13 protein-coding genes are annotated in these 14,492 nt (G+C 46.7%); 7 read left to right on the top strand and 6 right to left on the bottom strand.

The annotated features are described in order from the left end of the window. The first annotated feature begins 49 nt into the window (after nt 1–49). From V5G21_RS15660 to V5G21_RS15650, 3 genes are read left to right on the top strand one after another with little or no spacing between them, the layout of a single operon-like run. The gene (locus V5G21_RS15660; protein WP_011246084.1) at nt 50–1,036 is read left to right on the top strand and encodes an ABC transporter substrate-binding protein; all 987 of its coding nucleotides are present in this window, start codon (nt 50–52) and stop codon (nt 1,034–1,036) included. A gap of 21 nt (nt 1,037–1,057) precedes the next feature. Beyond that, complete coding sequence (locus V5G21_RS15655; RefSeq protein ID WP_011246083.1) at nt 1,058–2,068, top strand: ABC transporter permease; 1,011 nt, start codon at nt 1,058–1,060, stop codon at nt 2,066–2,068. Next, nucleotides 2,052–2,849 (top strand): ABC transporter ATP-binding protein, encoded by a 798-nt coding sequence (locus V5G21_RS15650; RefSeq protein WP_011246082.1) that lies wholly within the window; start codon nt 2,052–2,054, stop codon nt 2,847–2,849. The genes V5G21_RS15655 and V5G21_RS15650 overlap by 17 nt, the downstream gene beginning before the upstream one ends. Nucleotides 2,850–2,954: 105 nt before the next feature. Here V5G21_RS15650 and V5G21_RS15645 read toward each other — a convergent pair whose 3' ends face one another. From V5G21_RS15645 to V5G21_RS15625, 5 genes are all read right to left on the bottom strand, one after another. Beyond that, on the bottom strand, nt 2,955–3,965 hold the full coding sequence (locus tag V5G21_RS15645) for a hypothetical protein (RefSeq protein ID WP_338464927.1): 1,011 nt from the start codon (nt 3,963–3,965) through the stop codon (nt 2,955–2,957). A 138-nt stretch (nt 3,966–4,103) separates the two neighbouring features. After that, complete coding sequence (locus V5G21_RS15640) at nt 4,104–5,177, bottom strand: sulfate/molybdate ABC transporter ATP-binding protein (RefSeq protein WP_011246080.1); 1,074 nt, start codon at nt 5,175–5,177, stop codon at nt 4,104–4,106. Beyond that, the gene (cysW, locus tag V5G21_RS15635) at nt 5,152–5,988 is read right to left on the bottom strand and encodes a sulfate ABC transporter permease subunit CysW (RefSeq protein WP_050748953.1); all 837 of its coding nucleotides are present in this window, start codon (nt 5,986–5,988) and stop codon (nt 5,152–5,154) included. The genes V5G21_RS15640 and cysW overlap by 26 nt, the downstream gene beginning before the upstream one ends. Before the next feature lie 3 nt (nt 5,989–5,991). Beyond that, nucleotides 5,992–6,816, bottom strand: coding sequence for a sulfate ABC transporter permease subunit CysT (gene cysT, locus V5G21_RS15630; protein WP_063609406.1), 825 nt, complete (start codon nt 6,814–6,816; stop codon nt 5,992–5,994). 72 nt (nt 6,817–6,888) lie between these two features. Continuing rightward, on the bottom strand, nt 6,889–7,911 hold the full coding sequence (locus tag V5G21_RS15625) for a sulfate ABC transporter substrate-binding protein (protein ID WP_063609405.1): 1,023 nt from the start codon (nt 7,909–7,911) through the stop codon (nt 6,889–6,891). A 367-nt stretch (nt 7,912–8,278) separates the two neighbouring features. Here V5G21_RS15625 and ybaK point away from each other — a divergent pair, with 367 nt between their 5' ends. The 4 genes from ybaK to V5G21_RS15605 all read left to right on the top strand — a co-directional run bounded on the left by ybaK (nt 8,279) and on the right by V5G21_RS15605 (nt 13,023). After that, nucleotides 8,279–8,755 (top strand): Cys-tRNA(Pro) deacylase, encoded by a 477-nt coding sequence (gene ybaK / locus V5G21_RS15620; protein ID WP_011246076.1) that lies wholly within the window; start codon nt 8,279–8,281, stop codon nt 8,753–8,755. 97 nt (nt 8,756–8,852) lie between these two features. After that, on the top strand, nt 8,853–10,472 hold the full coding sequence (locus V5G21_RS15615) for a PAS domain S-box protein (RefSeq protein WP_338464926.1): 1,620 nt from the start codon (nt 8,853–8,855) through the stop codon (nt 10,470–10,472). Between the two features lie 200 nt (nt 10,473–10,672). Further along, a complete protein-coding gene (locus V5G21_RS15610) occupies nt 10,673–12,058 on the top strand; it encodes an FAD-binding oxidoreductase (protein ID WP_338464925.1) in 1,386 nt (461 codons plus the stop codon). Next, nucleotides 12,055–13,023, top strand: a complete 969-nt coding sequence (locus V5G21_RS15605; RefSeq protein ID WP_011246073.1) for a bile acid:sodium symporter family protein — start codon at nt 12,055–12,057, stop codon at nt 13,021–13,023. Before V5G21_RS15610 ends, V5G21_RS15605 begins: the two co-directional genes overlap by 4 nt. 48 nt (nt 13,024–13,071) lie before the next feature. Here the strand turns inward: V5G21_RS15605 and aroA are convergent, their stop codons facing one another. Then, nucleotides 13,072–14,412, bottom strand: coding sequence for a 3-phosphoshikimate 1-carboxyvinyltransferase (aroA, locus tag V5G21_RS15600; protein ID WP_338464924.1), 1,341 nt, complete (start codon nt 14,410–14,412; stop codon nt 13,072–13,074). Nucleotides 14,413–14,492 lie beyond the last annotated feature (80 nt).

The following is a 14,492-nucleotide window of genomic DNA, read 5'->3' as shown; positions in this document are numbered from 1 at the left end:
CGATATAATGGCATAATCGTTCTTATTTTAAGGAGTAGGAGGACACCCCATGAGAAAACATCTTTTATTTACGGTTGCACTTACATCTATAGCTGGCCTTCTTGTTGCTTGCGGAAGCACAGAGCAATCAGGCGAAGCGGAAGGAGAACGTGTTGAAATTGGCATTGTCCAGTACGCTGACCATCCTTCATTGGACCAAGCAACAGAAGGGTTCCGCGCAGCGCTTGAGGACTCAGCGCTCAACGTAACATTTGACGAAAACAACGCAAACGGAGATGCCAATACGTTGCAAACGATCGCTGACAAGCTTATTGGCAATGAAGTTGACCTTGTATTTGCCAATGCTACACCAGCAGCACAGATTATGGCCTCATCGATAACGGAAGTCCCTATTCTGTTTACCTCTGTTACGGACCCAGTAGGGGCTCAACTTGTCGATTCATTAGAAGAGCCAGGGGGAAATGTATCAGGCACGGTTGACTTCCATCCAGAAGCGATTGAAAAATCGATCGCATTAATGGATGAAGAGTTTGACCTCGAACGGATTGGCATGGTCTATAACGCTGGCGAGCAAAACTCGCAACACCAAGTGAACCTTGCCAAAGAAGCTGCTGAAGCTAGGGGAATGTCCATTGTTGAGGCAACGGTGCAAACATCTGCTGACGTGCAAACGGCGACAGAAAGCTTAATTGGCGACATCGACGCCCTTTATATCATTACAGATAATGATGTTGTTGCTGGATTGGATGCTGTCATCGGCGTCGCGGAAAGAGAGCAATTGCCATTATTTGTAGGTGAAATGGACTCTGTCGAAGCAGGAGGGCTTGCTGGTTTTGGCTTTTCTTATTACGACATTGGCTACAAAGCAGGAGAAATGGCCGTTGAGATTTTAAATGATGGAGCCGATGTAAGCACGATGTCCGTTGAGCTGCCGCCAGAACTCAATTTAGTGTTTAACCGCGGTGCGGCGGAACGAATGGGAATTGAATGGCAAGACGATTGGGAAGAGCTTGCTGATGATGTCATCGATGAGTAACACGAAGGAAGTGAAAACCGGATGTTTACCGCTGTTTTTGGAGCTGTAGAGCTCGGCTTAATTTATGGAATCATGGCGCTCGGCGTCTACTTGTCATTCCGGATTCTCGATTTTCCTGATTTGACCGTTGACGGCAGCTACGTAACAGGTGCTGCCGTTGCTGCGATTATGATCACAAGCGGCTACTCGCCATTGCTTGCTACGTTTTGCGCCCTTGTTGTCGGCTTTATCGCCGGTTGCTTAACAGGAACGCTTCATACAAAAGGAAAAATCAATCCCCTTTTATCCGGAATTTTAATGATGATTGCTTTATATTCGATTAACTTGCGGATTATGGGCAACAGCCCAAACATCTCGCTGATGCGTGAGGATTCATTGCTGACTGTTTTTACAGACTGGTGGGCAGGATTGCCGATTGACAACGCGGTTAATGGCGCCTTAACTTCGATTGGGCTAGGCGGATTTACTCCATCAAGCTGGTCAATCCTTGTGTTCGTCATTGTCCTCGTCTTAGCAGTCAAGCTTGTCATTGACTTCTTTTTAAAAACGGAGTCAGGCCTTGCCTTGCGTGCAACTGGCGACAACCCGAAAATGATCCGCAGCTTATCAGCTAATACAGACCGCCTTAAAATCATCGGCCTCGGCATGTCCAATGCCTTCGTTGCACTAGCCGGTGCAACCGCGGCCCAGTATACAAAATTTGCTGACGTCAACATGGGCATTGGGATGATTATTATCGGGCTTGCTTCTGTCATTATTGGTGAAGCCCTGTTTGGCAAAGGATCGCTCGTTAAGATTACATTTGCCGTCATTATTGGCGCTGTTGTCTACCGCATCATTATTGCACTGGCGCTTCGCGTTGAGTTTTTAGAAGCAGGCGATTTGCGGTTAATCACAGCAGTGATCGTCATTTGCGCCCTTGTTGTACCAATGCTGATCGAGCAGTCACGCAACAAAAGCCGCAAAGCAAAACGGCTTAAAGCGATTCAGCAAGAAAGAAAGGAGGCCAGCAGCCTTGCTTCGCCTAAATGATGTTTATAAAGTCTTTAACGAAGGCTCTGTTGATGAAAAAATGGCGCTCCAGTCAATCAATCTCACACTGGAAGAAGGCGACTTTGTTACTGTGATCGGCAGCAACGGCGCCGGCAAATCAACATTGATGAATTTAATTGCTGGCCACCTGGCGCCTGATGTCGGCACGATTGACATTAACGGAAACAATGTCACCAATCTCCCTGAACACGAACGGGCTAAACTAATTGGCCGTGTGTTCCAGGACCCGCAAGCAGGCACAGCTCCTTCGATGACGATTGAGGAAAACATGGCAATGGCGTACAGCCGCGCCAAAAGGCGTTCGTTTTTCCGGATCGGGGTAACCAAAAACAGGCGCGCTCTTTTCAAGGAACAACTTGCCTCGCTAGGCATGGGCTTAGAAGACCGTTTAACGGCTAAAGTCGGATTTCTGTCAGGTGGGGAACGGCAAGCGTTGTCGCTTTTGATGGCGACTTTTACAAACCCGTCAATTTTATTGCTAGATGAACATACGGCTGCACTCGATCCATCCCGGGCCGAACTGATTACAGATAAAACACGGGAAATTGTTAGCAAAACCAAATTAACAACACTGATGGTCACCCATAATATGCAGCAAGCATTGGATCTTGGCAACCGGTTGATTATGATGGACAAAGGACAGGTTATTTTTGAGGCAACAGCAGCCGAAAAGCGGAAACTGACCGTCGAAAAGCTGCTAAGTGAATTCCAAAAAATTCGCGGCGGCCAATTTGCCGATGATCGGGCCGTTTTAAGTTGAGGCAACGCTTTATGTCTGGATAATGGCGGCTATGTGGCTCCATTAATCGGAAACGTTACAGTCCAAGGGCATTCACTAACAAACATAAGTGAATGCCCTTCATGTTTAGAATGCAGGCTGATGTTGCCTGCTAGGAGAAGTCACTCCAAGGTTCAACTCTGTTTCAAACTCAACCCCGGGAGTACGAACGGCTAAGTCATACCTTGGCTTCTTTGTTTCATCTGTAAAAAACCCACAGCCAATGGCGTCTCCTTTAGCTAGAAATACTGGATTATTTAGCAAAAATTGTTTTATAGCAGGGGATTCGATATTTGCACTTAACAACACCCGCTTGTCCGCGAAAGCAGCAGGCGGCCATTTCACCATTGTAGCAAAGCGCTTTTTATACTGGACCGTTCCTTTCGACAAAAACGGTTCACCGCCTTGGAAGTCGACCTCATCGATGTCTGACTCTCCACATGCCCATTCCAGCAAAAAGTCATAAACGGCAGCTTGCGCGCCACTTTGGCGATGCCGTGCCTCTCCGCCAGCTACCCCTATCAACCTTGCGTCTAAACGGCGATGTGCTTTGTTTATTGCGCACAAACCACCGCTAACGGCAAGCCCGTTTTCTTTAACAAGAAACAGCTTTCCGCTCTTAAATAATTTTTCAAAGGCAGTGTCCACCGGTTCACTGATCGCGCTGTCCCCATGGCGATTATCGATTGTCGGCTTGTGCATATTATAATAAAACGCAAAAAAATCGCTTTCTTTTTCTGCTACCTCATACACAAACCTGCCTTCATTTTTGCGGCGCCGTTTCCTTTCTTGTTTGGCCATCGATTGGACCAGTTCAGAAAACGGTCGCCTCGTGTCAACCGCTTGGTGGATACGGAATGGCAAAGTCCATACGCCATCTGGCACCGCTCTTTTTTTGGCCTCGCCCTTTCCAACAATTTCCAATCGCAAATCGCCTTCCTTTTCAATTTTGCATTCTGTTTCTGTTACTGGCTCGTTGCCAAAAAGGCGTTGTTTGACAAAGGGGAACAGCCAGTGCTTGTCTTCCGTTGCGCCGATAAACTGGAGGGAGATTTCTTCGCCATTTACATTGCCGAACGCCTCGGTTCCATATGGCATTAGCAGCACCTCTATTCCAATTTTTACATTTGCCTTTATTGTACCATTTCTTCTCAATTTTTACATCCATCAATATTTGATAAACGTTAACATTCAAAAAAGCAATCCTATTCATCAGATTGCTTTTTTGAATGAGAACTAAATGGTATAATCGCTTACTTGGAAGACGCCTAGTTTTTCTGGTCGAATGTACGCTTTATCACCGATAGAAAGCCCCAATTGCGCAAATGTTTTTTTAGGTTGCTGAATCTCAATCGTATCGCCTTCTCCCGCCCATTTTGCTTCAATAAATACAATGGGCCCTACAGGATGGACGGAAACAATATCAACTTGCAAATCCCCTTCGCCTTCATACGTTTTGGAAACAGCGATTTCATGGGGGCGAGCATAGCCAACGACTGGTCCATTTGTCGTAGCATCGATTGCAGCAAGCTCCCACTTGGCACCGGCAACGGCTAATTTCCCAGATTGGCTAACGCCTTTAAACGGATAGGCATTGCCTAGAAATTCGTAAACGAATGGGCTGTTTGGCTCCTCATATACTTCCGTTGGCGTGCCAGCCTGTTCAATCTCGCCTTTATTCATCACGACAATTTTATCTGCAACATCTAGCGCTTCTTCTTGGTCGTGTGTAACAAACACAGTCGTAATCCCTGTTTCTTTGTGCAACGTCCTTAGCCAGCGCCTTAGTTCTTTCCGCACTTGGGCATCAAGGGCGCCAAATGGCTCATCAAGCAACAGCACTTCAGGCTTAATCGCCAGCGCCCGGGCAAGGGCGACTCGTTGGCGTTGGCCGCCAGAAAGCTCTGATGGGCGGCGCTTTTCAAGTCCTTCTAGCTTGACAAGCGCCAGCAGCTGTTCGACAATGCTTTTAATCTCTGCTTTGCTTGGCCGTTCCGATCGTTTTAATACATTCAAGCCATAAGCAATGTTCTGCTCAACCGTCATATGGGCAAATAATGCATAGTGCTGGAACACGAATCCCACTTTTCGTTTTCTTGGATTAACGTTAGTGACATGTTTTCCATTGATCCAAACTTCTCCAGAGTCAACTGCTTCAAGGCCAGCGATCATTCGCAATAGCGTTGTTTTCCCCGATCCCGAGGGTCCGAGCAAAGCAAGCAACTCACCTTGCTCTACCCGTAAATCTACTTGCTTTAAAACATGGGTGTTCCCAAAGCGTTTGTCAATTTTGTTCAGTAAGATCGTCATAGCTCCTCCTTTTTTGCCGCCACTCTACCCATTGTTTAACGCCAATTGTAACGAGCGCAAATAGCGACATGAGCGCCGCTACTGCAAAAGAAGCAGTAAATTGGTATTCATTGTACAAAATTTCAATATGTAAAGGCATTGTATTTGTTTGTCCCCGAATGCGCCCAGACACAACTGATACAGCACCAAATTCGCCTATCGCCCTGGCACTGCATAGAATGACGCCGTATAAAAGCCCCCATTTAATCGCGGGAAGCGTGACATGCCAAAATGTCCGCCATCCGCCTGCCCCAAGTGTGAGCGAAGCTTCTTCCGCTTCAGAACCTTGTGCTTCCATTAACGGAATGAGTTCCCTTGCAATAAAAGGCAATGTCACAAACATCGTGGCCAGCACAATGCCTGGGACGGCGAAAATGATTTGGAAACCTTGTGCTTGAAGCCATTCGCCAAAAAAGCCGTGAACACCATATAACAAAATAAACACTAGACCCGCAATAACGGGTGACACAGCAAAAGGAACTTCAATTAAGGTGATGAGCAACTGCCTTCCTCGAAAACGGAATTTTGTCAATAGCCACGCTGCCGACAAGCCAAACAACAGTTGCAACGGCACGGTAATTACGGTCACAAGCAGCGTAAGCTGAATCGCTGAACGTGCAGCAGGCTCATTAATCGCTGCCAAAAACACTGTTAGCCCTTGTGAAAACGCCCCTGCAAAAATGACGATAAGCGGGAGCAATAAAAAAGCACCTAAAAACAAAAAAGCGACAATGATTAATAGGAATTGACTCCACGTTTTGCGGCTGTTTATTTTTTACGCCCCCTTTTGCCCTAATCGTTTTGACAATAGCCACTGCAAGCCATTGGTAAACAGCAACAGCAAGAATGACACGACTAGCATAACGACCGCAATCGCGGTAGCGCCCCCGTAGTCAAATTGCTCAAGCTTCGTCATAATCAAAAGCGGCACTATTTCTGTTTGCATCGGCATATTCCCAGCAATAAATACAACTGAACCGTATTCACCTAGCGCCCTGGCAAAGGCAAGCGCCATACCGGCTAATAGTGCCGGGGCCAACACCGGAAAAATGACTGTTAAAAATGTTTTTACTGGCGTTGCTCCTAAAAGAGCGGACGCTTCTTCTACTTCCTTGTCGAGGTTTTTAAGCACAGGTTCAACCATTCGGACAACAAATGGCAAGCCAATAAAAGTTAACGCAATCGTGACGCCAATCGGCGTAAAGGCAACCTCTATGCCTAAAGGCGCAAGCAATGACCCAATCCAGCCATTTTCCGTATAGAGGCTTGTTAAGGCGATGCCCGCTACGGCTGTCGGTAAAGCAAACGGCAAATCGATCATGCCATCCATCAATCGTTTCCCGAAAAACGAGTAGCGTGCCATCACCCATGCCACTAATAGCCCAAACACGCCATTGATTAATGCCGCCATCAAGGCAGCCGAGAAGCTTAATCGAAATGCGGCGAACACGCGGGGGTCATTTACGGCATTCCAAAACGTTTCCCAGCCGTTGTGGACAGTAAACAACAGCAATGCAGCTAATGGAATGAGCACCACAAAGCTCAAATAGAGCATTGTAAACCCAAAGCTTAAGCCAAATCCCGGCAATATCCGTTTCATAGCAAACTCCTATCGTCTGTTTTTCTAGTTGTTCCATGCTGCTTATGGAACATCAAGGCGGCAACGCTCACCTTAATTGGGCTGGTATATCTGGTCAAATATGCCGCCGTCAGCAAAATGTTTGTCCTGCGCCTCTTGCCAGCCGCCAAATTTATCGTCAATTGTAAATAGCTCTACTTCCGGGAACACATCGCGATGTTCCTCTAAAACTGCTTCATTCCGTGGCCGGTAATAATGGTCGGCGATCAACTCCTGCCCTTCATCGCTGTAAAGGAATTGCAAATAGGCTTCCGCTACTTCTCTCGTCCCTTTTTGGTCGACGACTTTATCGACAATGGCAACAGGAGGTTCCGTTAAAATCGACATCGACGGTGTCACAATATCAAACTCAGAATCGCCAAGCTCATTTGCGGCAAGAATCGCTTCATTTTCCCATGCCAACAAAACATCGCCAATGCCCCGTTCCACAAAAGAAGTCGTAGCGCCCCTAGCGCCTGAATCTAATGCAGTTACATTTTGGTACAAGTCTCCAACAAATTGTTGCGCTGCTTCCTCTGAACCATAAGTTTCTTCTGCGTAACCCCAAGCCGCTAAATAGTTCCATCTTGCCCCGCCTGACGTTTTCGGATTTGGCGTCACCACTTCCACATCATCGCGAATGAGGTCATCCCAATCTTCAATTTGTTTTGGGTTCCCTTTGCGGACAAGAAAATTAATCGTCGACGTATAAGGAGAAGATTGATCGGCAAATTGCTGCTGCCAATTTGGATCAAGAAGCTCCCGTTCTTGCAAAATATCAATATCATAAGCAAGGGCTAATGTTACGACATCTGCCTCCAAGCCGTCGAGAACGGAGCGCGCTTGGCTGCCTGAACCACCGTGGGAAGTGTTAATAGCTACGTGCTCACCGGTTTTTTCCAACCAATGGTCAGCAAATGCCTTGTTTACGTCTGCATATAATTCTCTAGTTGGGTCGTAAGATACGTTTAAAATCTCAACTGAATTCCCCTCCCCTGATGTTTCTTCACCTGAAGGAGCACAAGCCGCAAGCAGCACTCCTACAGTCGCGACAGACACACCATATCCCCTTTTCATAGAATACACCCCTTTAATCCGATTTAATGCATTAAAAATAGATAATTACTTGGTTTTTGAGCGAAAAGAAGAAACCGCTATAGACGGATTCGTTAAAAGAACTGACTCTATATTATTCTCACTATTCCGACCTGTCAATAGGTTTTTCGCTCTTTTCTTGACAAACAACAGTGCTCTTTAGGAATGTATACAGCTTGAATTCGTTCCATGCCCCCTTTGCTGAACTGGCGTTAACGTCGAAAGAACAGTCTGCTTCTCTTATGACGATTACGTTTTTTTCCACCATTGAGGATGTTCCCTCTTTTTCTGGACAGCTGTTTCCTGTAAAATGTAAAAAGAAGCATGAACCCTACTATTGAGGTGTGAGATGAAACAAACTAAAACGAATGCGATTCGCTTGTTAGAACAACATAAGAAACCTTATACCTTGTTTTCCTATCCGGTTTCAGATGGCAAGATTGATGGCCAATCGGTCGCGCAAAAGATCAATAAACCGGAACACGTTGTTTATAAAACTCTTGTTGCCCAAGGAAAAAGCGGTGCTATTTACGTTGCGCTCATTCCTGTGAACGAAGAGCTTCATTTAAAAAAGCTGCAAAAAGTGACTGCGGAAAAAAAAGTTAACATGCTCTTGGCGAAACAGCTCCATGATGTGACCAATTATGTCCGTGGCGGGTGTTCGCCAATCGGCATGAAGAAGCCATACCCGACTTTTATCGATTCCCAAGCGGCACAGCTAGATGCCATTGTCGTAAATGCTGGAAAAGTTGGCTTGCAGATGGAACTTCGGTTAAGTGATTTGGTCGAAGCCGCCAACGCTCAGTTTGCAGATCTAACAATCTAGCTACTCTGTCTTGTGATTAGAATCGCGATTTAAAGCAGCCTTGAGATGTTACGTTGCCTTCAGGGATGCGGGAAGACTACTACGGCCGGAGGCTCTTATGAAACAGAGAACGAAAATTTTATTGCTCTATTTATTTTGTAGCTTAGTATGGGTAGTGGGGTCTGACCTCGTGCTTCTTGCTTTCGACCAAGAAGTCATGCCGCTTTTCCAAGGAATGAAAGGCATCGTGTTTGTCCTTGTCTCTAGTGTATTTATTTATCTCTTAATCAGCAAAACCGAAAAGCTACAGGAGTTGGAAGAGGAAAAGGAAAAAATCGATACATTGATTAACTCAATGGTTGACTTTGTTAACTTTAAGGACGGCGAAGGACGTTGGATTCAAACCAATGACTATGGCCTTAAACTTTACCAGCTTGAAAATGTGGACTACCGTGGAAAGAAAGATTCAGAACTTGCGGCTTATAGCAAGGCAAGCCGCGAGCCGTTGCTTTATTGCGAGCACACGGACAACTTAACGTGGGAAAGAGGAGAAACGACGAGAACCGAAGAAGTTTTTCCGATGAAAGATGGAACAAAAAAGACGTTTGATACAATTAAAACGCCCATTTATGATGAAAACGGGAAACGAAAAGGGCTTGTTGTCATTGGCCGTGATATAACAGAACGGAAAAAAGCAGAGAAACAACTTGCAGAAAGCGAGCTGCGTTACAAAGCTTTATTCGACCATAATCCTGAGCTAGTGTACAGAATTGATTTGCACGGGAACATTGTGGATTTAAATGATAAATTTATGCAAGTAACTGGTTACAAACAAGAGGACGCACTTGGCAAATCAATTCTCACTTACGTCCAGCCAGATGACCACGAGCGGTTGCGCTGGAAATTAGAGCAAGTCAAATTGACACGGAAAGCACACCAATGCAACCAAGTCCGGATTAACCACCGCTATGGCGACCGTGTCATTGTCAACTGTGCATCGGTTCCGATCATCATCGATAATGAATTAGTTGGCATTACAGGTTACGCCACCAATATTACAAAAATAATAGAAACAGAAGAAAAGCTTCGTACGACGGAAAAGTTGGCAGTCGTTGGCGAATTAGCAGCTGGGATAGCACACGAAATCCGCAACCCACTAACATCCCTTAGAGGATTTGTCCAACTTTTCCAGGATGAAAGCAAGGAAAATAACCCCCTTCATCGGATTATGCTCGATGAATTAGAACGCATTAATACGATTGCGAGCGAATTGCTCGTTTTGTCGCGCCCCCAAGAAGTCGCCTTTCAAAGATGCAACCTCCGGCAAGTCTTAGGGGACGTCGTTCAGTTAATGGGGACGAATTCACAGCTTAATGGGGCGACTCTGTCTCTTCAAGCAGAAGAAGGGCTATCTCTTGAGTGCGACCCTAACCAGTTAAAACAGCTGTTTATTAATGTCGTGAAAAATGCGGCAGAGTCAGGAGCGAGCGCCATTGTTGTAAGAGCTTTCCCTAGCGGCACGCAAATCTGCGTGGCTGTGGAAGACAATGGCTGCGGCATCAGTGCCGACCGGATTGAAAGACTCGGCGAACCTTTTTATTCGCAAAAAGAACGAGGAACAGGGCTTGGGCTAACGATCAGCCATAAAATTGTTGAGGCCCACCATGGCGCGATTCAGTATAAGAGTGAGCTAGGAACCGGTACAACGGTTTTCATTGCTTTGCCGAAAGTACAATAAAGCAATTCTGAAGAAAACATAGATGGGAAACACCGCATAAAGCTGCTCTTCGTCTAGCAGCATCACTCAGTGGCCTGCCGATAACAGCAGGTTTTTTTATCTATACAGGGCCACCGTAACGTGATATAATCTGCCATTATTGGACGAATCGTTTTAGCTTTCAAACGTCGCAACATTCGAACAGAAAAGGGGGATGATGCATGTCTGAGTTGGCCGAGGCATTGCAAGCCCATTTAGGGACTCAAAAAGTGACAATCAATGAAACGGCCCTTGCGCTTCATAGCAAGGACGAATCCTACCATACGCCAAGCAAACCTGAAGTGGTCGCATATCCCACATGCACTGAAGATGTGCAAGCCATTATACAAATAGCTCAATCATTTTCCGCGCCTATCTATTCATTTGGCCTCGGCACAAGTTTAGAAGGCCATGCGATACCGTACGAAGGCGGCGTCTCAATCGATTTTTCAGAAATGAATAACATCATCGCTGTCAAAGAAAAAGATTTCCTTGTAACGGTTCAGCCAGGGGTAACCCGTTCTCAGCTCAACCAGGAATTAAAGAAATATGGACTGTTTTTTCCAGTCGATCCTGGCGCAAACGCGACACTTGGCGGCATGGCTGCCACCAATGCCAGCGGCACAACTTCTGTGCGGTACGGCATTATGCGGGATCAAGTCCTTGACTTGGAAGTCGTTTTAGCTGACGGTACGATTATCCGAACTGGCAATCTTGCAGCCAAGTCATCCTCAGGCTACCATTTAAACGGATTGTTTGTAGGCTCAGAGGGCACTCTTGGCTGCTTTACAGAATTGACGTTACGTGTCCACGGCATTCCTGAACATATTGTAGCTGGGCGCGCGGCCTTTCGGACGTTAGACGATGCAGTAGCCGCCGTTGTCGCGATTTTACAAGCCGGCATTCCGATTGCCCGCGTCGAGTTAGTAGATGAACCTTCCATTGCTAAAGTCAATGCCTTTAGCGATACTGCTTATAGCCAAAAGCCTACACTTTTTCTTGAATTTCATGGCAATGAAGCAGGACTCAAACAAGACGTGGCCTTTACAAAAGAAATGGTGGCCGACTACGGTTGCGAAGCCTTTGCTTTTGAAACCGATACAGCAGCCCGCAATAAGCTATGGGAAGCGCGGCACAACTTGGCATATGCTTACGTGCACAGCGCCCCTGGACGAAAGCTGATGGTGACAGACGTATGTGTCCCCATTTCACAACTGGCAGACGCGATTCGCACAGCTCGAAACGCGGTCACTCGCTCTCCTTTTGAAGGAGGCATCATTGGCCATGTCGGCGATGGCAATTACCACGTTTTGCTAATGATTGACCCAGCTAATGCTGATGAGATCGAAGCGGCTAACCGCTTAAATGAAGCGATTGTCAATGACGCACTTGCGCGCGGTGGCACGTGCACAGGCGAGCATGGCGTAGGCATAGGCAAACTGAAGTACCAAGCACAAGAACATGGGCCTGCGCTTGGCGTGATGCAATCGATCAAACATGCCCTTGACCCTGAAAACCGAATGAACCCTAATAAATTGTTGTACACAAAGACGGAGGATGTTGTATGAAGTGGATTGAACGGCTCAGTTCTTTTGCCGGAAAATATTTTGCATTGCTTGTTATTGCAGCGGCTATCACCGCTTTTCTTGTTCCAGAAATATTTATCCCAATTAACGCGTATGTACCGATTTTGCTTGGCGTCGTCATGCTCGGAATGGGAATGACGTTAAAGCCAGTTGACTTTAAACTTGTTGCCACACGCCCACTCCCTGTTTTGCTTGGCCTTGTGGCCCAATTCACAATCATGCCCTTTACGGCTTTCATGATTGCTTATTTGCTGCAACTGCCGCCAGAACTCGCAGCTGGCCTTGTGCTGCTTGGCTCCGTCCCTGGGGGCACCGCATCTAATGTCATGGTTTATTTAGCTAAAGGCGATTTGCCCCTTTCAATTACAATGACGTCAATGTCAACGTTATTGGCGCCAATCGCTACACCGGCTTTGCTTTATTTGTTAGCTGGCCAATGGCTGCCAGTCAATTTCGTCGACATGTTTACGATGATTGTTCAAGTCATTGTCATTCCCGTTATCGCCGGATTATTGATTAACCGTTTCTTGCCAAAAGTCGCAGCAAAAACATCTGTGGCGATGCCTCTTGTCTCTGTGCTTGCCATTCTCGCGATCTTATCAGCGGTGGTTGCCGCCAACACTGGCAGCTTGATCCAAGCAGGCTTGATTAGCTTTGTTGCCGTGATGCTCCATAATGCCGCCGGCCTCGCACTAGGCTTTATAGCAGCTCTCGCTTTCCGTTTGCCAGCCAGCCAGCGTCGTGCGATTTCGATTGAAGTCGGCATGCAAAATTCCGGTCTTGGCGTCGCCTTGGCCACTGCCCATTTTACACCATTGGCTGCCATACCAAGTGTACTCGCCGCTGCTTGGCACAACATTTCTGGACCTATCCTTGCCACATACTGGTCAAAACGGCCACTGCCACCAGAGGCCACATCACCACTAAATAAAAAAAGAGCTTCTTGACGAAAAACCCGCCGCATGTTGCGGCGGGTTTTTCCATGAGTTGGCTGCTTAAGGAGAAACGGCTTTTACCCCTATTCCTGTTTGGGAAAGCATGGAAAAATAAGAGGGGCATGTTTTGGCAACGCAGCCTGGGTCGTCTAGTTCGATTCCATCTACTTTTGCGCCAATCAGAGCGAGTGCCATCGCCATACGGTGGTCATCGTAAGTGTTTACAACAGTTGGCTTCGGCTGGCCTGGATAAACCGTTAATCCATCATGCCTTTCCTCGACACGGATACCTAAGCGGCTTAACTCTGTGCAAATTGCGCGAATGCGATCACATTCATGGTGTCGGATATGGCCAACCCCTTCGATGGCAATTGGACCGTCAGCAAAAGGAGCGATTGCGGCAAGCGTTAAGGCTTGATCGGATAACTCATTCATGTTAACGGTAAATCCACCCCTTAAACGAGTAGGTCCTTCTCCTTCAACAAACGATGGTCCGATTTCAAAGTTGCATCCCATTCGTTTCAGGATAGAGACAAACAGAATATCTGGCTGGCTTGTTTTCGTCGAAAAATGGCGTATACGGATTTTCCCTGCTGTGATTACGGCAAGGGCAAGAAAGTAACAAGCTGTTGAGGCATCCGCTTCAATCGCGATGTCGTTTGCGACATAAGGGGAAGGGTTCACTTCAAGCAAGCTCCAATCAGGCGCTGCTTTCACTTCGACCCCAAAAGCTGCCATCAAGTCGATTGTGATTCGCACATACGCCTGTTGGACAATCCCATCTTTAACAGTGATCGAGACAGGGTTTTTCGCCAATGGGGCCGCCAATAAACAGCCGCTAATAAATTGGCTGGACAGCTGGCCGCTCATGTTCACTTTTCCCCCGTTCAACCCTTCACCGGATATGGAAAGGGGATAATGGCCCCTACGGCTTCCATACTGAATGTTTGCCCCTAATGCCTGTAATGTTTCTACCAAAGGAGCAATGGGGCGTTTGTTCATACTGTGGCTCGCTTCCACATGCCAGTTTCCCGTTGCTGCTGCCAACATTCCAGGCAAAAAACGTCCTGCTGTTCCAGCTGAACCAATATAAAGGGAGCCAGAATGAAACACCCCTCCTCTCCCATAGACAGTCACATTGCTTCCATCTACCGCAATTTCTACCCCCGTTTTTTTTAGCGCCTCGATGCACCAATACGTGTCGTCGCTTTTTAACGCATTCCTTAATGTAGAAGTGCCTGACGCAACTGCTGCTAACAGCAATGCGCGATTTGTTGCACTTTTGCTTCCAGGCACTTCTAACGTAGCGTTTATTCTTTTTTGGCTCGGCGTTAAACGGAGGCGTTCGACGCCTGCTAAAGGCGTCCAAGGGCTACGTGCTTGTGAATCAAACTGAACCATGGTCCAATCTCCTTTGTTTTCGTTCTTCCTTTTATTTTAATGACAGAAATGATATAAATGAAATCAATATTATTAATCGA

The organism is Shouchella rhizosphaerae (assembly GCF_036700015.1).
Lineage (GTDB): Bacteria > Bacillota > Bacilli > Bacillales > Bacillaceae_D > Shouchella > Shouchella rhizosphaerae.
Note: the sequence above shows the minus strand (reverse complement) of the source record. Positions and strands in the feature narration are given on the sequence as shown.